This window comes from Paenibacillus sp. GYB003 (genome assembly GCF_036577625.1).
Classification (GTDB): domain Bacteria; phylum Bacillota; class Bacilli; order Paenibacillales; family NBRC-103111; genus Paenibacillus_AB.
On sequence record NZ_JARBDC010000003.1, the window covers coordinates 125,610 to 144,667 of the forward strand.

At 51.1% G+C, this 19,058-nt stretch carries 19 protein-coding genes and 1 pseudogene; 15 read left to right on the top strand and 5 right to left on the bottom strand.

The features are described 5' to 3' along the window. The first annotated feature begins 7 nt into the window (after positions 1-7). From PV407_RS03090 to PV407_RS03100, 3 genes are all read left to right on the top strand, one after another. Positions 8-607, top strand: a complete 600-nt coding sequence (locus PV407_RS03090; RefSeq protein WP_332088400.1) for a histidine phosphatase family protein — start codon at positions 8-10, stop codon at positions 605-607. 465 nt (positions 608-1,072) lie between these two features. Beyond that, positions 1,073-2,332 (top strand): ABC transporter substrate-binding protein, encoded by a 1,260-nt coding sequence (locus PV407_RS03095; RefSeq protein WP_332088401.1) that lies wholly within the window; start codon positions 1,073-1,075, stop codon positions 2,330-2,332. Between the two features lie 46 nt (positions 2,333-2,378). Then, positions 2,379-3,260, top strand: a complete 882-nt coding sequence (locus PV407_RS03100) for a sugar phosphate isomerase/epimerase family protein (RefSeq protein ID WP_332088402.1) — start codon at positions 2,379-2,381, stop codon at positions 3,258-3,260. 161 nt (positions 3,261-3,421) lie between these two features. Here PV407_RS03100 and PV407_RS03105 read toward each other — a convergent pair whose 3' ends face one another. Beyond that, entirely contained in the window at positions 3,422-3,805 is a 384-nt protein-coding gene (locus PV407_RS03105) for a DoxX family membrane protein (RefSeq protein WP_332088403.1), read from the bottom strand. A gap of 156 nt (positions 3,806-3,961) precedes the next feature. Between PV407_RS03105 and PV407_RS03110 the strand changes: the two genes are divergently transcribed. Then, entirely contained in the window at positions 3,962-4,444 is a 483-nt protein-coding gene (locus PV407_RS03110; protein ID WP_332088404.1) for an RrF2 family transcriptional regulator, read from the top strand. 92 nt (positions 4,445-4,536) lie between these two features. Continuing rightward, positions 4,537-5,562 carry a DUF1835 domain-containing protein gene (locus PV407_RS03115; protein ID WP_332088405.1) on the top strand — a complete coding sequence of 342 codons (1,026 nt, stop codon included), beginning with the start codon at positions 4,537-4,539 and terminating at the stop codon, positions 5,560-5,562. 277 nt (positions 5,563-5,839) lie between these two features. Here the strand turns inward: PV407_RS03115 and PV407_RS03120 are convergent, their stop codons facing one another. Together PV407_RS03120 and PV407_RS03125 are read right to left on the bottom strand one after the other, a co-directional pair. Further along, entirely contained in the window at positions 5,840-7,063 is a 1,224-nt protein-coding gene (locus tag PV407_RS03120; protein WP_332088406.1) for a cation:proton antiporter, read from the bottom strand. A gap of 3 nt (positions 7,064-7,066) precedes the next feature. After that, positions 7,067-7,561, bottom strand: coding sequence for a cation:proton antiporter regulatory subunit (locus PV407_RS03125; protein ID WP_332088407.1), 495 nt, complete (start codon positions 7,559-7,561; stop codon positions 7,067-7,069). 349 nt (positions 7,562-7,910) lie between these two features. Between PV407_RS03125 and PV407_RS03130 the strand changes: the two genes are divergently transcribed. The 3 genes and pseudogenes from PV407_RS03130 to PV407_RS03135 all read left to right on the top strand — a co-directional run bounded on the left by PV407_RS03130 (position 7,911) and on the right by PV407_RS03135 (position 9,443). Further along, entirely contained in the window at positions 7,911-8,093 is a 183-nt protein-coding gene (locus PV407_RS03130) for a hypothetical protein (protein WP_332088408.1), read from the top strand. Positions 8,094-8,671: 578 nt separating this feature from the next. Then, positions 8,672-8,785: pseudogene (locus PV407_RS29490) on the top strand (GrpB family protein); the annotation flags it as partial. Positions 8,786-8,789: 4 nt separating this feature from the next. Further along, entirely contained in the window at positions 8,790-9,443 is a 654-nt protein-coding gene (locus PV407_RS03135; RefSeq protein ID WP_332088409.1) for a hypothetical protein, read from the top strand. Positions 9,444-9,618: 175 nt separating this feature from the next. Here PV407_RS03135 and PV407_RS03140 read toward each other — a convergent pair whose 3' ends face one another. Further along, on the bottom strand, positions 9,619-12,138 hold the full coding sequence (locus tag PV407_RS03140) for a hypothetical protein (protein ID WP_332088410.1): 2,520 nt from the start codon (positions 12,136-12,138) through the stop codon (positions 9,619-9,621). Between the two features lie 452 nt (positions 12,139-12,590). Here PV407_RS03140 and PV407_RS03145 point away from each other — a divergent pair, with 452 nt between their 5' ends. The 5 genes from PV407_RS03145 (at position 12,591) to PV407_RS03165 (ending at position 17,174) form a co-directional block, all read left to right on the top strand. Next, the gene (locus tag PV407_RS03145; RefSeq protein ID WP_332088411.1) at positions 12,591-12,968 is read left to right on the top strand and encodes a VOC family protein; all 378 of its coding nucleotides are present in this window, start codon (positions 12,591-12,593) and stop codon (positions 12,966-12,968) included. Positions 12,969-13,131: 163 nt separating this feature from the next. After that, positions 13,132-14,547, top strand: coding sequence for a PQQ-dependent sugar dehydrogenase (locus tag PV407_RS03150; RefSeq protein WP_332088412.1), 1,416 nt, complete (start codon positions 13,132-13,134; stop codon positions 14,545-14,547). Positions 14,548-14,918: 371 nt separating this feature from the next. Beyond that, positions 14,919-15,320 (top strand): VOC family protein, encoded by a 402-nt coding sequence (locus tag PV407_RS03155; protein ID WP_332088413.1) that lies wholly within the window; start codon positions 14,919-14,921, stop codon positions 15,318-15,320. A gap of 257 nt (positions 15,321-15,577) precedes the next feature. Further along, complete coding sequence (locus PV407_RS03160; RefSeq protein WP_332088414.1) at positions 15,578-15,958, top strand: hypothetical protein; 381 nt, start codon at positions 15,578-15,580, stop codon at positions 15,956-15,958. Between the two features lie 1,027 nt (positions 15,959-16,985). Further along, complete coding sequence (locus PV407_RS03165; protein ID WP_332088415.1) at positions 16,986-17,174, top strand: hypothetical protein; 189 nt, start codon at positions 16,986-16,988, stop codon at positions 17,172-17,174. 96 nt (positions 17,175-17,270) lie between these two features. On the opposite strand, the gene PV407_RS03170 is transcribed toward PV407_RS03165, so the two are convergent. Continuing rightward, positions 17,271-18,086 (bottom strand): DUF817 domain-containing protein, encoded by an 816-nt coding sequence (locus tag PV407_RS03170; protein WP_332088416.1) that lies wholly within the window; start codon positions 18,084-18,086, stop codon positions 17,271-17,273. A 142-nt stretch (positions 18,087-18,228) separates the two neighbouring features. On the opposite strand from PV407_RS03170, the gene PV407_RS03175 reads away from it, so the two are divergent. Together PV407_RS03175 and PV407_RS03180 are read left to right on the top strand one after the other, a co-directional pair. Next, positions 18,229-18,705 (top strand): DUF2975 domain-containing protein, encoded by a 477-nt coding sequence (locus tag PV407_RS03175; RefSeq protein WP_332088417.1) that lies wholly within the window; start codon positions 18,229-18,231, stop codon positions 18,703-18,705. Positions 18,706-18,715: 10 nt separating this feature from the next. Next, entirely contained in the window at positions 18,716-18,937 is a 222-nt protein-coding gene (locus PV407_RS03180) for a helix-turn-helix domain-containing protein (RefSeq protein ID WP_332088418.1), read from the top strand. The last annotated feature ends 121 nt before the right edge of the window (positions 18,938-19,058 follow it).

The following is a 19,058-nucleotide window of genomic DNA, read 5'->3' on the forward strand; positions in this document are numbered from 1 at the left end:
ACAGAAAATGGTCGCGATAACTTTCGTCAGACACGGCATTACCGATCACAATATTGAAAAAAGAGCGCAAGGTCATACGCAAAATCCGCTGAATGCCGAAGGGAGAGCGCAGGCGGCGTCGGTTGCCAAGCGGCTCTCCGAAGGGCAGTGGGACGCGTTCATCTCGAGCGATTTAAGAAGAGCCCGGGAAACGGCGGAAATCATTGCCGCGGCGATCGGCAAGCCGGTCGATTTTTTCGATCCGAGGCTGCGTGAAATGGATCGAGGGAAAATCGCCGATACGACCGAACAGGAACGGGTTGCACGATGGGGGGACAACTGGAAAGAGCTTGATATGGGTCAGGAATCCCAGGAGTCCATGCGCTCGCGCGGAATCGGCTTTATCCGGGATATGGCGTCGCGTTATGCCGGTAAAAACGTGCTCGTCGTCACTCACGGTTATTTCCTCGGGCAAACGTTAAAGGCATTGATGAACGACGAAACGACCGGCAACGAATTGCGCAATACTTCCGTCACCACGATCGCGCATAACGGCGGGAAGTGGGAGTATTTGCTTTACGATTGCGTCAAACATTTGGATGAAACGAATAATGCTTCAGCGAGCTAATACGTGATAGAAGAACCGGTCCCCATGACGACAGGAGGGCCGGTTCTTTTTTTGCGCATGGGCAGGCTTTTGCAAGCCGTACGGAAAGCAAACTGTAAAGCAGCCGCCGCCGCCGGTTCCATAAAGCTTGCGCATCCATGTGGAAGGATCGGCTCCGATATTGAAATAAAGTATATGCTAGATGAATAAATACTGTATGGACAAGAGCTGAACAAGCTGTTCTATTGAAATAAAAGCCTGATTTACAATATCTTCACGGCGATTTAACAGAGTATGCGAATTGGATTGCTATACTCAAAGTGCTTATTGGACAAGCGGAACAATCGGGTACTTGTCATTGGGGTAAAGGAGCCTATCCGCATTTTGTAAAGGGAGGTTTTTACTTTGAAAAGCACTTTGAGGAGCACTTCGACATGCAAGAGGATTCCATTATGGCTGGGCATGTCGATCCTGGGAACCGCGGTTTTGGCAGGCTGCGGATCGGAGCAAGCGGGGGGGGTAAGCGGAAGCGGACCGCGGCCCGCATCGGCGAAAGCCGCGGACACGACGCCCGTAACGCTCAAGTTTGCCGTACATTTGCCGATTACCGAAGAATTTAAGCAGCTGTATATCGAGCCGGTCAAAAAGAAGTATCCCCATATTACGTTGGAGCTGATGAGCGCCGGCTCGTTCAAGGCGTACGATGAACTCATTGCTACCGGCGAGCTTCCGGATCTGTACATTTCGTTTAACGGCAACATGCCGGGCTTAAAAGAGCGGGCCATCAACATGGACATGAAGCCGCTTTTTCAGAAAAACATGGTGGATTTGAACCGGTTCGAGCAAAATTACTTGGACGATATTCAATATGCAGCGACCGAAAAAGGCGAATTGTACGGCCTGCCGATCGAAACCGGATTTCATGCACTGTATTACAACAAGGACATTTTCGATAAATTCGGCGTCCCCTACCCGAAGGACGGCATGACCATGGAGGACGCGACGGAGCTGGCCAAGAAAGTGACCCGGATCGATAACGACGTGCAATATCGCGGCTGGGACATCGGGAGTATCGTTAGAATGGCTCAACCTCTCGGGCTGGAGTATATCGACCGCAAAACGGAGAAGGCGATCCTGTCCGGCGAAAGCTGGAAACGCGTGTTCGAGCTGGGCAAGCAAATTTATTCGATTCCCGGCAACGAACCGTCGAAAGATTCGAAGAAGAACGGGCTGAACGGGTTCATCAAGGATCGTTCCATTGCGATGTTGAATGAAACCAGCAAGTTCTCGCAGCTTAAAGAAGCGGACGGACTCGATTGGGATGTCGTACAGCATCCGTTTTACAAGGATAGACCGAATATTTATGGAAATTCGACGGTATATATGGTAGGAGCCGTTCCGACAACCAAGCATATGGATCAGGTTCTTCAGGTGATCGAGGTGTTAACCTCCGATGAAGTGCAGATGAACGTTTCCGGATCCGGCCGAATATCGCCGCTTAAAAACGAAGCCGTGAAAAAGGCGTTCGGGCAGGGCGACCCCGGTTTGAAGGATAAAAACATCGCGGGCATTGTGAAAAGCGCGCCGGTGAAATACCCGATTTATTTGTACAGGGAAATCGCCGAACCGCTCACGACGAAAAAGTTCGATGTATACTTGAAGGGTACGGACGATGTGAATACGATGCTGCGAGAGCTTGACGAGGAAATCAATAAAGCGGTTGAACTCGCAAAGACCCAAAAATGATGCCGTCTTGGCCGTCAAGCCCATTTGCGCGAAAGGATGATCCGATTTGAGGCTTTCAACGACAACAGGCACGTTCGGTCTAACCTTGTCGGGAGGCTATACCCCTTACAAGGAATCGATCGGGAGGTTAAAGGCGGCCGGATATCATGTGCTGGACATTAATTTTTGCCGGGCGCTGACCGGTCAAACCGATTTGGTCCGAGACGACTGGGAGCCATTGATGCATGAGCTCCGAGATGAGGCGGAGAAGCTGGGCATCGAGTTTACGCAGTCGCATCCCGTCTTTTTGCCGGGACATGCCAACGAACAGCCGGCGGAGCGGTTGGAGGTGTACCACGAGATGATGCGCCGTTCCATTATCGCCAGCTCCATTCTAGGCGTGAAATGGGCGGTCGTCCATCCCCAGGAGGACAGGGCGAAAACGGCGCTCGATGCGGAGGCGTGCATCAAGGACAATGTGGAGCATTTCTCTCCCATTGTCGAGCTCGCCGTCAAGTACAATGTCGGTATCGCGTTCGAAAATATGATCGAAAGGGAAACGTCGAAGAGGCGGTTTGCCAGCCATGCAGCCGAGCTCGCCGCGCTGATCGACGTCTGGGGCGATTCCCGGGTGGGCGCATGCTGGGATTTCGGTCACGCCAACTTCCTGTACAAGGATCAGCGCCCGGCGCTCCGAACGCTGGGGAAGCGGCTCAAGGCGACTCACGTAAACGATAATTACGGCAAATCGGATGAGCATATGTTTCCGTTTCACGGCTCCGTAGACTGGCGTTCGATCATGCCGGTGCTCGTCGAGATCGGATACGAGGGCGATTTTACGTTTGAGACGCACAAAGAGTTTAACGGTTTGCCCGAGCCTATAAAAGACTCGTTGGCGAAGGTTGGTTACGATATCGGCCAATATTGTTTGACCTTAACGCAAGCGTAACTTTTTCAGATCCCGTAAAAGTGGCCTCCGTCCGTTCATTCGGACGAAGGTTGGACGGAGGTTTCGTTAAATAGGGAAGCCGATCAAATGCGATCGGCCCCTTTTTATTAGTAATGAATATATTGGCGGGAACATTCCATTTCGTTTCCAACCGAACTCGCCTAGAGGCGGTAAGTTAACAAGAACCGATAGCGGTCGCGGATCGACCATAGCAAGTATAAATGGGCCGCAAACAATCCGAGTACCGGCATCAGCAACTGCGAATCGCGAAAAAGGTGGAATGCGGCGATATTGACGGTAAGCGGGAACAGCGCGGCCAGACCAAGCGGAATAAATCTGCCCCAGAGCAGAAGCAAACCGCCGACCAGCTCGACGGCTTTCTCCATGAACAGCAAGTAGCCCGTTCCGAGCAGCTCGAGGGCTTCCGGGCTTTCCGGAAGAAAGGACTCGAGTCCCCAAAACACGAAAAAACCGTTGATGCCCGCAGCCGTAAATATAAGCCCTACGGCATAACGAACAAAATGAAAAACCGGACGAACATGCACGTACACCATCTCCTTTTCTAATTACGATAATTTGTATCTTAATTATAGTAGTAATGCAAAATTTGTCAACGATAATTCAGATATTAGTTGTCGTGATTTTGTCGCTTTGATACAATGGAGTCGTCCATTAATCGGGGAAGGAGATCCGATCCTGTCATGAATAACTCGCTAAGCGTGGAGTACGCGCTGCACAGCGTATCGATCTTGGCCGCCATCCCTCCGGACATGACGGTTAACGTTAAGCAATTGGCCGCTTTTATGGGGCTTGCTCCTTCGTATTTGGCGAAATTGTTCACCCAGCTTTCCAAAGCCGGTATCGTCCGCAGCAGCGTCGGCAGCAAAGGGGGAATCAAGCTCGGCCGACCGGCGGAGGACATCTCGTTTTACGACGTCTTCATCGCGGTCAACGGCCGCAAGCATATGTTTCAATGCTCGAACATACGCGCTTATACGCTCGGCTATGAGCCGGCTCCGGGGATGTGCGAAATTCATGAACAGATGTGGGAGGCGGAGGAGAAAATGTACGCCCATTTACGCGGCGTCAAGGTATCCTCGATGGCCGAGACGATTTATGCCAAATTGAAGCCTGAAGAGCGTAAAGAGCGCCTCGAGATGCTCCGACAACTAACCAAGCCGTAATCGCCGGGCCTGGCGGGAACAACCGTCGAATGACGAAGGCGTGCGCACCTGTTCGGCTTGACTGCAAATCGAAGACTTGGAGATGATCGATCTTGAATTCATTCCTAACCCATATACGCGATCTGGCCCCCGGAGAAATCGGCTCGATCCTCGCAGAGCTGTTTCGCCTAATGGAGCTTGAGTCAGCAGGAGGCGACGACGGGCGGAGGAAGCTGGCGGAACAAGCGGTGCAGCTCTGCAGCGACCGCTTGCAAGAAGCTCGCCAAAGGATGCTCGAGGCCGAAGCGTCGCAAAGCGACATCCATGTCGTGTTCAGTTTGTCGGATGCCGGATTGCTGAAAGTCACCCTGAATGAGCTAGGGATGAGACATAAGAGCCGGGTGTTGGCCTTTAACGACATTTTTTCTCTCGGTCCCCTGGATCGCCTGGAGCTTGAAGAAGGACGGAGACGCAGGCTGCAGTGGTTCGACGAACGTGATCCGCGGCACGGCTATTACGATCTGTTCAACCGCGAGTGTCAAATCAAGAACGTCAAAGATCAGCTGGAGCAAATCCCCGAGAGCAAATCCATTACGATCTGGTGCGCGAATAATGCCCATGATCAAACGGGGCTGCGCTTCGTTTTGCACGTTTTAAGGGAAAGAAAGCAGCCCGTTCGTATGTTGAACGTGTCCGAGCTGTACGAGAAGATATCGGCAGAAGAGCCCCCCTATGCGCTGGGTTTGACCGAAAGAGAATCTTTTCGACAAATCGTAAGCCGTTTCAATCATGTCGATCCACTGGATTCGGGTCAAAGACGTCGCCTGGGAGCGGAATGGCTGGAATTGTCGGCCCAAGGGCATACGCTCCGGCTATGGGACGAAGGCAAGATCGTCGGCGCTGGAGAAGAGGCGTTGGACGATTTGATTATGTCCGTGATTTCACAGCTGCAGCGGGGGGAGACGGCGGACGAATATGTCAAAGGGGGGAAAGTGGTCGGCCATATTTTCCATCGCTTGCGTCAACTTGTCAGCTCGGCCTTCATCGAGTACCGCATTTGGATGCTGATCGGCGAGGGGCGGCTGTCGTTCAAGGGGCTTCCATATGCCATGCATCAATATTCGGTCAGGCTTGCCTGACATTAAAAATGTCCGATCTCTTCAATACCGAAGGATGGCGTCCTTGAACGGTTTGAAGAAGACGGGATTGTCGCCGGACGATATGAAGGACTCATTCAAGAGGGCCAATGCTTCTCGAGGGGAAACGGATTCGCACGGCGACGAGGATCTCCGGACGATTGCGAGCCGCAATATCCTATGTCGACGCAGGGGATGCATTACAGAAAAAAAAAGAGCTCCGATTCCGTCCGGGCGGACGGAGCCGAGCTCTTGTTCGGTACGACGGATATCGGCGGAGCTACCCGGTATCTTTTTGTTTCGCTTTTTTCTCGCGTTTCAGACGCGACTTTATGGTTTGGTACAGCTGATGGATCGATTTCGATTCTTTCGTTAATAAGGGTCCTAATACAGCCAGTATCAGTACATATAACACGGCGAACGATTGGATGGCCGGCATTAAGCCTCCGGCTTTGCCTATATTCGCCATTATGATCGAGAATTCGCCCCGGGATACGAGCGTAAGGCCGACGTTCAGCGACGCGCGCGGGGAAACGCCGGATAATCGTCCGGCAATCGCTCCCGCCAGCAAATTGCCGAGAATCGTCAGCATGACGGCGATCAGCGCCATGCCGACCGCTCCGCCGAGCGAGGACGGCTCGATGGTCAGCCCGAACCCGAAGAAAAAAACGGCGCCGAAAAAATCGCGGAAAGGCAATACGTGATGCTCGATCCGCTTCACATGGGCGGATTCCCCGAGCACAAGCCCGATCATTAACGCTCCGATCGCCTCCGCTACGTGAAGGGTCTCCGAAAAGCCGGCCACGAGAAACAGCATCGTCATCACCAGGAGCAGAAACAGCTCGGAGGATTGGATATTCAGCGCAATGTCGAGATATTTGATCACCTTTCGTCCGATGATCAAGAAGACGACGATAAACAGGAGGGCGGACAGGGAGATGAGCAGCACGCCGCCGAATGAGGTTGCCCCGCTCAAGACCAGACCGGTCAAAATGGAAATATGAACGGCGATAAACAAATCGTCAAACATGATCATGCCCATGATCAATTCCGTTTCCGGATTGGCCGTTCGCTTCAAATCAACGAGCACTTTGGCGACGATGGCGGTAGAAGAGCTGGTCATAATCCCGCAGACGACCAGCGTTTCCTTAAGCGGCAAATCCATGATCCAGCCAAGCAGAAGGCCGGAAACGAAGTTCAGTCCGACATAAAACGAACCGCCGACGAGAATCGCTTTGCCGGACTTCAGCAGCCGGGCGACGGAAAATTCAAGTCCCAAATAAAACAACAAGAACAAAATGCCGAGGCGTCCCATAAAATCGATAAACGTCGAGCTTTCGATAAACCTTAAATCGATGATCCAAAAATGCGGAGCGTGCGGGCCGACGGCCATCCCGACCAGGATGTAAAAAGGGATGACCGAAAAGCGCAGCTTCGTGGATATGAATCCGACCAGTGTGATCAGGGCAACGGCAAGACCCACCTCGAAAATAAGCATATCCATTAGTTACAAGCTCCCGTTGAAAAGCAATTGCTTAAGTTCCTTTAAGTGCATGCGTTCCCCGGCTACGACCAAGGTCGATCCGGCCGAAAATACGTAATCCGGCCCGGGGTTCATACATTTTTGATGATTTTTCTCGATGACGGCGATGATCGTTGCCCCTGTTCTCCGCCGAATATCCAATTCCCCGATCCGCTTTCCGATACACTGCGACAACGGCTCGATCCGAAGCCATTCGATCAGCAGGCCGTCCAGCATCATTTCCTGCGTTTCCAGCTGCTTCGGCCTGTACGTGATGCCCGACAATATCCCCGATACCGCCCGTGCTTCCTCGTCATCAAGCGTGATGATCGACATAATCTCGTCGGGATCGTCGGGATTCAAGTGATACAGCTCGCGTCGGTCGTCGTTATGAATGACGATAACCAGCTTGTCGCCGCTGCGGGAATCGAGGCAAAATTTACGGCCGATGCCCGGCAAATCCGATTCTCTAATATTCAAGTTCCGCTCCTCCTTTCCCGGTTGCTGGAGAAGCGATACATTTCGTTATGCGGACTATGGATCATTATAAGAAACGCCTCCTATGCAAATAATGCGAACCCGGACCGCGCGAAAGCTGCGGGACTCCATGACAATCTCCTCCTTTGAATGTTGTGCGAACAGACCTCCGGGGAGAGGTCTACTTCAAATCTTACCAGACGATAGAAATAAGTCCAGTGCGGAAAAAACATGAACCGGACCGACGCCCTTGGCCGCGGAAGGATCTCGGCCCTTTACCGTCGAATCAAAAGGGGAGCGGCAAGTGACGGACGAGATGTACCTCACAACCTTGACGATGGAGTGACGACATATGGAACCGAGACAAGCGACCGAAATTCCGCAATGCCCGGTATGCGGCTTCCGAATGAAATGGTGGTTCGCCAAATGGAAATGCTTCAATTGCGGCCAATGGAACGGCTGCTGCGGAGACAGCACCGGCGATCCCGGCGGCTTGTGGTGCGAGACGCGGGACGCGAAAGAGCCGGCCGAATAACGGCCGGCCCCGAAGGGTCGTCGCAGCGAGCGATGGATAACGAACCGGTGTGTGCTTATAGGCGGAAAAACGATCGTTTTTCAAAGCTAACGAATCCGAATATCGTTATCGAGCCGAAAAGGGAAGAAAACGATCCGATTCGCGGGTGATAACGTTACAGGAGTTCGTTACATATTCAAAACGCCGCATTCGGCTACGATAACGATCGCTCGATTCGTTAGCCTTATGTCGGAAACCGGAAGAAGCCGCGGAAGCTGTCAAACGTGTAGCAAGGATGCATCCGCTTAAAGTCCTCGGTCAGCCCGCAAATTAATCCTCTCAAACAAGGAACACCCCCTCTTCCATTTTTCGTCCGGCTTGATAATGCACTTTTGCGCTTCGGTTACCTGAAAAATATAAATAACCAAGAAGCAAAACCGGTCATCGATATGTTCGCAGCGGTCCATACTTTGCTTCATGAGCGGGTTTATGAGAATTTGCTTCATACTTCAGGCTACCGTTATATGGAAACCGGCATGATCGGGAGATACTTTTTTGCATAAGAATACGCGGGAGCGCGAACGCATCATCTGCATATTTTGCCGCGGGAAGGATTTTACGAAAGAAATGAATTCCTATTTCGCGACTACCTTCGGGCTCATCCCGATTGGGTAAAGGAATACGGCGAACTTAAACGCAGGTTGGCCGATCAATATTATGCGGACCCTGACGGCTACACACGGGCAAAAACCGCCTTTATCCAACGTGTTGTCGATTTGGCGCGAACCGAGAGGGGAGCTGGAGAGCAAGCTTCCGGATTTTATGCAGGAACTGGCGAAGGCATCGCGTGACCAGCAGATTCTCGTACTTGGTACGATCATGAATACGATCGGCAAGGCCAACGTACCCGGAGCCGCTTCCCATCCGTCGCTGGAAAACGACGTAAGCCTACCGTTCATACGAATCGATGAAACCGGACTGACCTTGTGGGCGAATCATAAATTCGCTTTTGTCGCTACAGCACCGTTTTTGCGCGAAACCGTTCAGACCGTTGCGAAACGAACCGATTTTCCGCTGAATATCGCTTCACCGCATTTTTGGAAAATCGTACTTGCCTTGCTTCCGGATACGGACCGCTTGTCGCCGAACTTCACCATCGAGGAATCCAAGCTCCGCTCTTTGCTTCCGGAAGACGTTCCATTTGAAAACATCATGTCGGAATATATCGACCTGGGATACATTGAACGCGTTCGCGGCGGATATCGGTTGAATATGAAAGCGGACATTGCCGTACGCCTGTTCGCTGCCATGTTTGGCATGCTGGATAAAGTGGCGATCGTTTCGACCGGCTACTCGGCAACAAAGCGTTGAGAAGTGACCGTTTGTCCGGAGTCCGTCGCCGATTCGGATTATGGGGGCAGTCAAGCTTGCTGCTCGCGATTCTTTCCGCGTGAAGCTTAACCGGGCGGGATGAAATAATGGAGCCCCCGCTTCCTCCTGCTCCCGGAGGAACGGAAGCTCCGGAAGCGAATCAAATCGCTTCCGGCTAATCGATTTGATCGAGCGATATGCGCAGTCCCTGCACGCGCCCGGATGCGGCCGGTTCGAACAAGCTTAAGATCAAATCCGTGCCGCCGAGACGGTCGGAATAATAGAAGGACGGAATGCCGTAACGTGCGATGCGGCCGGTGTCGAGATTCAAACGGACCAATTGGTTCGCCAGGCCGGGGTCGTCATTTTCCATCGACGCCCATCTTCCGCCGGGCTGCAGGGTGAACAACAGGCGATTCCGATCCAGCATAATCCGGCCCAAGTCGGCGCCGTCTTGGCGGAACAGCTCCCGAACGTTTCCCGATCCAAGATCGATGTCCAGAATGCGGTAGCCCTGCACCATATACAGGCGGCTTTTTTCTTGGTCCAGGATATAGCTGTTCTCGCCCGCGGGAGTAGTATCGTAAATGCCGTCGGGCTCTGCGCGATCGAATCGGATCGCCCGAAGGAAGCGGCCGTCGGCCCGGCGAAATTGCAGCATGAGGTGATCCGAGAAGGCGAGTACGCGATCTTTGTACGGCAGGATCCGGAAGGCCCCGTATGCATTCTCCAGATGGCTCGCATAGTAAGACCGCAACGTGTTCGTATCGCTGCGAAATTGATGCAGGTAACCGGATTCATAGTACCAAAGGAGCCCGGAGCGCGCATCCTCCCAATACGCGGAAGGCATAACGGGGACGACGGTTTCCGAATCGGCCGATGCGGGGGAGAAGGCGCGTTCCCGCTTGCTGTCGAGACGAAGTTCGAGATCGAAGCGATACGTCCCGTCAAGCGCTTCGACCGACAGCGCATTGCTCTCGGTAAGCGCGATGGAAGTTGGAAGAAGCAAATTCGTTTCGCCGACGATTTCGAAGTTCTCATCCAGCTTCAAGAGACGATCCTTATACGTATCCGCTACAAACCAATGGCCGAACGCATGTAAAAAACTTTCCGCGGTTCTGCAGCCGCTGGCGTTACTGATGGAGCAGGAAACGCCGACCGGCAGTCTCGCGACGTACTCGAGGCGATGCAAGGGCTCGAGTTCCGGAACAAAGCGGGCCAGCCGGTCGTACTGCAGCACATACCAAGTGTCCTGATCCTCGTAAAAGGTCGTGCTGCTCCAACCGTCGCCGCTTCCCGAATCTGCCAGCCTGTCGAGTTCTTCATTCAAGGCGGCTGGAATCGAAGCGGGCCACCGATCGGGATTGAATATGGAGAAAGGAACACGGCGCTCTTCGAAGTACGTGGAAGACGTTAACGGTTCCGTCGGGATCGGGACGCCGTCCAGCTTTGCGCGGATATGCAAATCCGCCATTTGCGGGGCGGGGGTCCGGATATTGGACAAATCTTGAAGCGAGATTGGAAAGGCGCTCCCGTCCGTCTTCCTAACGAACTCCAATCGGGTGCCCGAACGGCCGGCATATGTCAGCCCGTCCAGCGGCAATGTCGACATATGGAGTTTCGCACCGCCGCGGACGAATTGGTAGGTTGCCGTTTCGAGCCGGGAATCGGTCAGCCGGTACAGCGAATAGTTGTTGCGCGCAATCCAGCCCGGGGTCCCCAGTTCGGGATCCCAAGGATACAGCCACGATTGTTCGGGAAAGGTCATATACGATGCGTCGTCGTCGGATTTCAGCAGCAGGGCGAACCGTTCATCGCCCGCCTTCTCCGCTGCGAACGAAATCGATGAATCGAAGGCGAGGCCTGGATAAAACACCGCACCCTCGAACGGCTCGGTTTGATAAAAGAGGGTGCCCCCTTCGCTGCGGAAGCTGCGAATCGGTTGCGTCGGCGTAGGAATCGTTCGGTCGGCAACGAGAAGAGAGATACGGTCCGACGGTTTTTGCTGACGAATCGGATCAGTGGCGATCCGATCGGGCGGGAGGATGGAGCTCACAAAACGTACCGTATCCGAACCGGGCGTAAGCATATACTCGTTCCGTTCGCCCGATGACCAGGTTTGGATAAAAAGCCGTTGCGGTTCTTCGATCGCACGGACTTGGATGACTTTTGCAGGCGCAATATCGTTTTGACCCATCAAGCTGACGGACGCTGCCGGATCGTTGTCGAGTGGCAGGCGAATATAGGTCCACCGATGGACGCGGGTTTCCCCCGCCGTCGGAGCGGCTTCGGGTGCGCCCCCCAGCAGCATGCCGTTTTCCCCCGACCACCGTTTCATTTGCAGCTTTTCGGGGAAATTCACCAATACTCCTTGATCGGTTCCTTTGCGGGCATACCTAAGTTCGCCGTTGTGGACATAGAGCAGCAGATCGTCCGTCCGATGCAATACAACGGGGGAGTCGACGTGGGAAAAAAATTCGCCGGCTGCATCGCTCCACAGAAGAGCCTCCTCCCAGAGCCCCGCGTTCTCGAGGAGTGGCGTATCATCGCCTTTCTTCGATTTGTCCGCCTCCGCTTGTTCCGTCCCGACCATTTTCTGGGCGGGAAGCGATTGGTACGCTACCGCCGAACAGAACAAAGCCCCTGCGGCGGCGCAGCCGCTAAGCAGCCAAACCTTCCAGCGCTTTCTCCTCATACCGCTACCTCCCGTTCCACCGACATGAAAACATTTACCATCGAATAGACGACGCGTTGTCGGAAAAGTTGCGGGAGAACGAATTTCGTTCCGAATTGGATATTTTCATGCAACGATGATACATTTTTGCCTTCAATGGCATCAGCAGTATACGGACTGCGAGACAGTTGGATTTGCCCGCCCGGGTGATCGAGATGCTTTCGGCAATAAGGTGCGCGGATACCGGGCGCAGTCTCTCGGTTGTGCTGCCGCGGCGATTAAAAAAGTCGTGGACACCTTTCGATCCGGAAGAATGAAAAGGGAAACAAGGAGGGGGGAGGGCATGTCCCCGAAACAATCCGGGACCTATCGGCCGACTTGGACCCAAGCGGTACAAACCGTAGATGGACGAGCTCGTTCGGGGAAACGCCATTGCATTGGATTTACAAAATATATCGTAGAGGAGACCGCTCATGGACTATCAGAAAATCAAATACATTGAGAATGTGCAAATTCCCGTAAGCAATTTGGAGCAATCGATCGCCTGGTACGAAACCAACCTGGGCTGGCGATTAAAGGGACGCGGGAACGAACGTCTTGCTTTCATGGAAATAAACCAGCATAACTTTGCGAATTTGTGGCAGACGGACGAGGAAACGAACGTAAATTTTCACATTGACGGAGAGCCGATGCCGGCGTTCGTCATGGTTACCGAGCATATCGACAAACTCCACGAAGATCTGAAAAAAACCGGTACGGCCATCCTTCAGTTTTCGAACGAAGGATTTGCCAAAGGATTGAAGTTCAAAGATCCGAACGGCAATACGATGCTTGTGCTGGAGTATCAATGAGCGAAAAGAACGCCGGTCGCTAGCCGGCGTTCTTTTCTTTATGCGCTCGGCATGGACGTCTTCCGAAGAGGGGAGAGCTCCCCGACATTAATTCGGTACTTACAGACCGTCTCTGATCATATTCATATAAAAGAAGAAAACCGTGAGAAGGAGTGCAAGCCGGTTGATAAAAGTAAAAGTCCGATTACGGCCTATTGCAAGTAAGCTCAACTTGCCCACCGTTTTGAAAACAACGATACTTCCGGGCGATTCGACCGAAAGATTATTTATTGCGACCCAGGTAGGAGAGATCTTTTACATAGGGAACGGTGCGATAAGGACTTTTTTGGATATTCGACCGCGAATCCTTAAACTGGGGGTTTCTGGCGGAGGCTACGATGAACGGGGATTGCTCGGACTTGCATTTCATCCCCAATTTTATTATAATGGTCTTTTCTATCTTCATTATTCGGCAGCAGGAACGCAAGGCCCGGGTGCTTTTTCCGAACCTTTTACGCCGAACCCGTGTGATCCCGGAACTTTAAGCCTAAGGTGGATCAATAGAGAAGCTCAATACGATCATATCGATACGGTTGAAGAATGGATTTTGCAAACGAACGGTCAGCCCCAAAAACGACGGACCCTACTAAACTTAAGAAGACCGTTTTTTAATCACAACGGCGTCAACAGCTTGAACTTTTCGCCTGAAACGGGAAAGCTTGTTTTAACAACCGGAGACGGCGGGTCGGGCTACGATCCGTTCAATTTAAGCCAGAACGACATGGAGATCGCCGGCAAAATTATAGAGATCGATGTAAGCAAGAATACATTTATAGATAATCCACCGGTAGTCACACGATTTAATGAACTGCCCGCATCGATTCAGGAAACGCTTACGGTAATAGCCAAAGGGGTTCGCAATATACCCGGAATTTCATACCAAAGGTTTTATAATCAATATATCAAATATGCGGGAAATGTCGGACAAGATTTGGTAGAGTCGATTTTTTCATTCGTCCATTATAAACCCATTCCGGTAACCCGGCTTATTCAAGCTTCTTTCCTGAATTCCGAATCCGACCAGGAAGGGTTTATTAACTTTGGCTGGCGAGGGTGGGAAGGTGCTTTTCCTGCATCGGTGATCAGGGGCTGCACTGCAAATCCGACTATGGATGAGAAAACAATTGCTTATTACGATGAAGCCGTTCGAACTTCGGCAAGGCGACTTCTGCCTTTAACCGGCTATTTTCATCAAGATCCCCGACCCGATAAATTTGGAGGAACCGCACTTACGGGTGTCCAGCCCTATATGGGGAATGGAATACCCGGTTTAACGGGCAGCGTTGTGTTTACCGATCTTGCCCGGAATGAACATTCCCAACCTCCGGTAAGAGGGGTTTTAGCTTATACCAGGGTTAAACCGGATTGTAAGCTGCATGATTTTAGCGTTATTGAAACCGATTATCCGTATGGATCTCAATCCGCTTATTATGTCAGTTTGGGAACGAATATGGATCAAACCAGACTATATTTAGGGGTTTATGGCTCCATGAACGTGACTGACTTTAACCAAGGCACCGTTTTTGAAATTGTTCCATAGGGATAACAGCGCGATCGAGGTCGGCGTGCAGGAGCTTTGGCCGAGCTTTTCTCGCGCCGCTTTCTCATAAGGTTTTGCAACTATTTGCTCATGAAAAACAGCTCGTCCGCAGCAGGATCAACAATATTGCAGTAGGGGATCGCCCTTAATCAGCCAAGAGGCTGTTTAGGGCGATCTTCGCTTAAGCTGCATGCGGATCAGTTACGTATCGATTTCGGCAATCTTATGATCTCGTCTTTGGGAAGTCCATTGACGGTTATGCCGTACAGGACGCGTTAGCCTCCCCAGACATGACGAAAAATAATAAACTTGACTGCTGGTTAAATCTGTTTTACCATCAAATGGGAACGTTTGTTCTAACTAAGGGAGGAATGAGCGAATTGGCGGAGAGTTTCATTGAAGGTATTGAGTATACAGAAATACCTGTTTCCGATCTTGAAACGGCTCTAGACTGGTATTGTAACAAATTAGGGGCGAAGGTAGCTTTTCAAAACAAGGATTTGGCGGCCGTTAATTTCTCGTTCGGACCTAGTCTGTTTTTAGTTAAGACGATCAATCAAACAACTTCTACATTCCTTATTAACGGAGAAGATCATTATTCAATTGGTTTTAAAGTTAAAAACATAGAGGGCTTTCATAATTTTTTAAAAGGGCTTGGGACCAAGGTCAATGACATTCAAGATGAAGGTGCTGTAGGAAAATTTTTTACATTTTACGATCCGTTCGGAAATATGTTTGATGTACATCAGCCTCCAACCGGTTTTGGGCAGTAGAAGATAAGAAAATAGATAGGGTAAACCAAGCGCGCGCTAAAGGAATTGCACAGCCGGCCGATGCTGCCATAGTATAGCGTGTCGCACTTACCGGAACGAGTTTACAAAATAACAATGACGAGGCTGCCGGCGGACGATCGGCGGCCTTCTTCCGTAATAGAGGTATTGGATCATCTCCCAGATAGTTCCGTTATTTGGAACCAAGGATGCGCCTGTTACGTCCCATTTAATAGACTATTTAAAGGAGACGCCACGTTGTGAAAAAATATGTCTTAATTGCATCAACACTGACAGTACTTTTTGTCATCTATTTATGTCTTTCCTCTAACACATCGTTTTACCCGACACTCCCTTTTGATGGAGGATCAAAGAAAGGGGTTGTAGATAAATTGGAGAAGGGCGACGGCCAACTCGTTGAATTAGCAGAGAATAACGGCTTTCATTGGTTTGGTTTTAAAGGAAATCAACAAGCGGGAAGAGCAGCTCTTATAAAGGAAATGGAGTATCGAGGGCTGAAATATGACTCTTATGACGGATCCGGGATATTTTTTTTCAAAAATGATGAGCAGATTATTGTTACTGGAACGATATGGACCAGAGATTATGTTCTATATCAAGTACCTGCAGGAAGTTACTAACTTCATAAGATCCAACATGAATTCATGCGGACATGGACGGAGCTTGATCGGAAAGAAACAGGCGAAGCGCCGGGAAACGAGGTCTGAATTAGCTGCATGAACGGACGCGAGACCAAAGCGATGGAATGAATCCATCGCTTTTTTTTAATATCTTTTCGGATTTCTTTTCGATCGTCTCGTTGTATTCGACCCCGATGCTTGGCTGCTGGCAAAGGGTACGAGGTTGCGCAAAGAGAGCGATACGTTTCCTTGCAGGTGTGTAATCGGAAAAGTACGCCAAGCATGGGGCGAGTAACGCCTTTCGTTTCTGCATCCGGCGTATCCTTATCCTGCCGGGCGGTTTTGGAATCGAATATCGAGAAGAACGGGAAAACCTCCTGTTAACTCGCTCTCCTATCGGCATCGTTTCGAAATACCTGGAAAAGCTCCCGATAAAATAGCGTAGTACCGGCGAAAAGTGGTGTTTGGACGACATTAGCGGGACGTTTTCCCGTTGTTTTGCCCGGAAACGGGGAACGACCGAAAATAGCGGGAGCATTTCCATCTCGCTCCCGCTCCGCTGCCGGTGGTCGGGACACGGCGATACCGGCTCGTAGGACCTGCGCCGGCGTCGTCGGGAGTTGAAGAGGGGCGAGCATGAGAGGGCGGCGTGACGGACCCAAGTTCCAAATGTCTAACGGACATGGCGGCCGCTAATGAGCCTCATTTCGGCCTATTTATTTTCTAACGGACATAGGCGCATCTATTTGGCGAAAAACCCCCTTTTGGACGGCGGTTCAAGGCAAATAAGCGCAGTGGTGTCCGTTACGATTGGAAAACGGCCGATTTTCGCGAAATAAGCGCCGTGGCGTCCGTTACGTTTCGCAAGCCAACTGTTTGCGCTCATCCTGCACTCGGCTAGACAAACGGGGAGGAGGGTTCGTTACTTTATCTATGAATATTCCTCAAGCTGTTATTGTGGGGAGATGCGGAAAACGAAGGAAAAGATCAAATAGTTAACATAACAATCATTATGTAATCATGAACCATGGACTGGATGAAAGGCAATCCGAAACCCGTTCCGGGCAAGGCGATGTCGGCCCATTTCAATACCGGCCGACAGACGATCTCTACCTCCTTCGAAACATATTTGAGCGGCAATGCCGATCTGAACACCGCGCTGCGGGAAGCGCAGGAATCGTTCAGCAACTATTTGAAATCGCAGAAGAGCAAGTAGTTCACATCCGGACGGGAAGATTCCAACGATGACCGAAAAAACTGTCGCGACAGCGCGGCAGTTTTTTCTTTTGGCATTAGGCAGGAGGACGGAGCTTCAGTTGTAAAAAGGGGGGCGGATATCCCTTTCAACCACAAAGCGCTTTTCCTTGAATTGTTTCAACGCGGCCACGATCAGAAAGCTGACGATGACGAGCAGAAGCCAGGAGCTGACTTTACCGACATGGACGAGACGCCAAGCATCGGCTTGATCCGGGTATTCCCACGCGCTAAAGAAGGTGGCGATATTTTCCGCAATCCAAATAAAAAAGCCGATCAGCACGAACGAAACGGTAAGCGGCATCCGGTACCGATGATGGCCGACCTCAAAGGCAACCCAGGTTCGCCCGAATACAATAAGCACCAAAGCGAACAGCCCCCAGCGAATGTCGATCCAATAATGGTGGGTGAAGAAATTCAAGTAAATGCAAGCCGCAAGAGGAGTAACCAGCCAAAACGGAGGCCAACGAACAAGGTCGACCTTCAGGCGCCGCCACGCTTGGCACAGGTAGCTGGCCACACTGGCATACATAAATCCGCTATAGAGCGGGACTCCGCCCACTTTCGTCCAGCCTTCTTCCGGGTACGACCAGGACCCCATGCGCACCTTGAACAGTTCCAGAGCCAAGCCGATCAAGTGAAAAACGGTGATCACTTTCAGCTCGTCGCGCGTTTCAAGCCCGGAGCGCAGCATCCATACCTGCATGGCCAGACAAACGATAAGAAGCCAGTCGTAACGGGGCAGCCAAGGCAGAGGGATGAGTTTGGTCAGAGCCAGGGAGGCAAAGATGACAACGGGAAAAACGCAGGACAGCGCTTGCTGCCAGCCGAAGCGTACCAGCTGCCGCAGGGCATGCCATAAGCGTCTTCGCATAAGCTTCTCCCTTTCTAAGAAGTAATGGCTGGATTTCGTAAGCGGACCAACCTGAACACATTGTATAACAATCAAAATATATTGTAAATCGATATATTTTATGTTACTTTCAATATGAAGATAACGAAGTGAGGTGTAAGGTATGGTACGAGGATCAACACTGTTTTTAAAGCTGACTGTTTTTCTCATTGGAATTCCGATTCTTGCTGTGTGTATCCTATGGCTGCCTTCGATAGCGAAAGATGCAGCCGGGGTTTTTCCGTCTTATTGGGTATATCCCGTAATAATCGTGATGTATGTTTCGGCAATACCGTTTTTCCTTGCTTTATACCAGGCTTTGCGGCTATTGGGCTACATTGACAAAAACATTGCCTTCTCGGAACTATCCGTAAGAGCTCTAAAAACAATCAAGTACTGTGCAATCACGATCGCTGTCCTGTATGCGGCAGTTACTCCGTTCCTGCTTCTTATCGCGGAAGAAGACGACGCCCCGGGTCTTCTGGCGCTCGGATTGGTCGTAATTTTTGCTTCAATGGTGATTGCGGTCTTTGCAGCCGTTCTTCAAAAACTTTTAAAACATGCCATAGATATAAAATCAGAAAACGATCTAACGATCTGAGGTGAATAACGTGGCGATCATCATCAATATTGACGTGATGCTGGCAAAAAGGAAAATGAGCGTTACAGAGCTTTCGGAGAGGGTCGGGATCACGATGGCCAATCTTTCCATTTTGAAGAACGGGAAGGCAAAAGCGATTCGTTTATCAACTTTAGAGGCGATATGTGAGGCTCTGGAATGTCAGCCCGGAGATCTTTTAGAATACAAAGGGGACAAAAACACAACGGGCTAACGTCCGTGTTCATCATTTGCGACCGTACCAATCACATTCTAAAACGACACGCGTGAAAGCATCACAAATGAAAGTCCGTATGCATAAAGGATTGGGATATCGGAACAATACTGTTTATCTT

Coding starts and splice junctions, on each gene's coding strand:
- PV407_RS03090 (WP_332088400.1), top strand. CDS start 8: ATGGTCGCGATAACTTTCGTCAGACACGGCATTACCGATCACAATATT.
- PV407_RS03110 (WP_332088404.1), top strand. CDS start 3,962: ATGAATAACTCGCTAAGCGTGGAGTACGCGCTGCACAGCGTATCGATC.
- PV407_RS03120 (WP_332088406.1), bottom strand. CDS start 7,063: ATGGATATGCTTATTTTCGAGGTGGGTCTTGCCGTTGCCCTGATCACA.
- PV407_RS03130 (WP_332088408.1), top strand. CDS start 7,911: ATGGAACCGAGACAAGCGACCGAAATTCCGCAATGCCCGGTATGCGGC.
- PV407_RS03135 (WP_332088409.1), top strand. CDS start 8,790: ATGCGGACCCTGACGGCTACACACGGGCAAAAACCGCCTTTATCCAAC.
- PV407_RS03140 (WP_332088410.1), bottom strand. CDS start 12,138: ATGAGGAGAAAGCGCTGGAAGGTTTGGCTGCTTAGCGGCTGCGCCGCC.
- PV407_RS03145 (WP_332088411.1), top strand. CDS start 12,591: ATGGACTATCAGAAAATCAAATACATTGAGAATGTGCAAATTCCCGTA.
- PV407_RS03155 (WP_332088413.1), top strand. CDS start 14,919: ATGAGCGAATTGGCGGAGAGTTTCATTGAAGGTATTGAGTATACAGAA.
- PV407_RS03165 (WP_332088415.1), top strand. CDS start 16,986: ATGGACTGGATGAAAGGCAATCCGAAACCCGTTCCGGGCAAGGCGATG.
- PV407_RS03170 (WP_332088416.1), bottom strand. CDS start 18,086: ATGCGAAGACGCTTATGGCATGCCCTGCGGCAGCTGGTACGCTTCGGC.
- PV407_RS03175 (WP_332088417.1), top strand. CDS start 18,229: ATGGTACGAGGATCAACACTGTTTTTAAAGCTGACTGTTTTTCTCATT.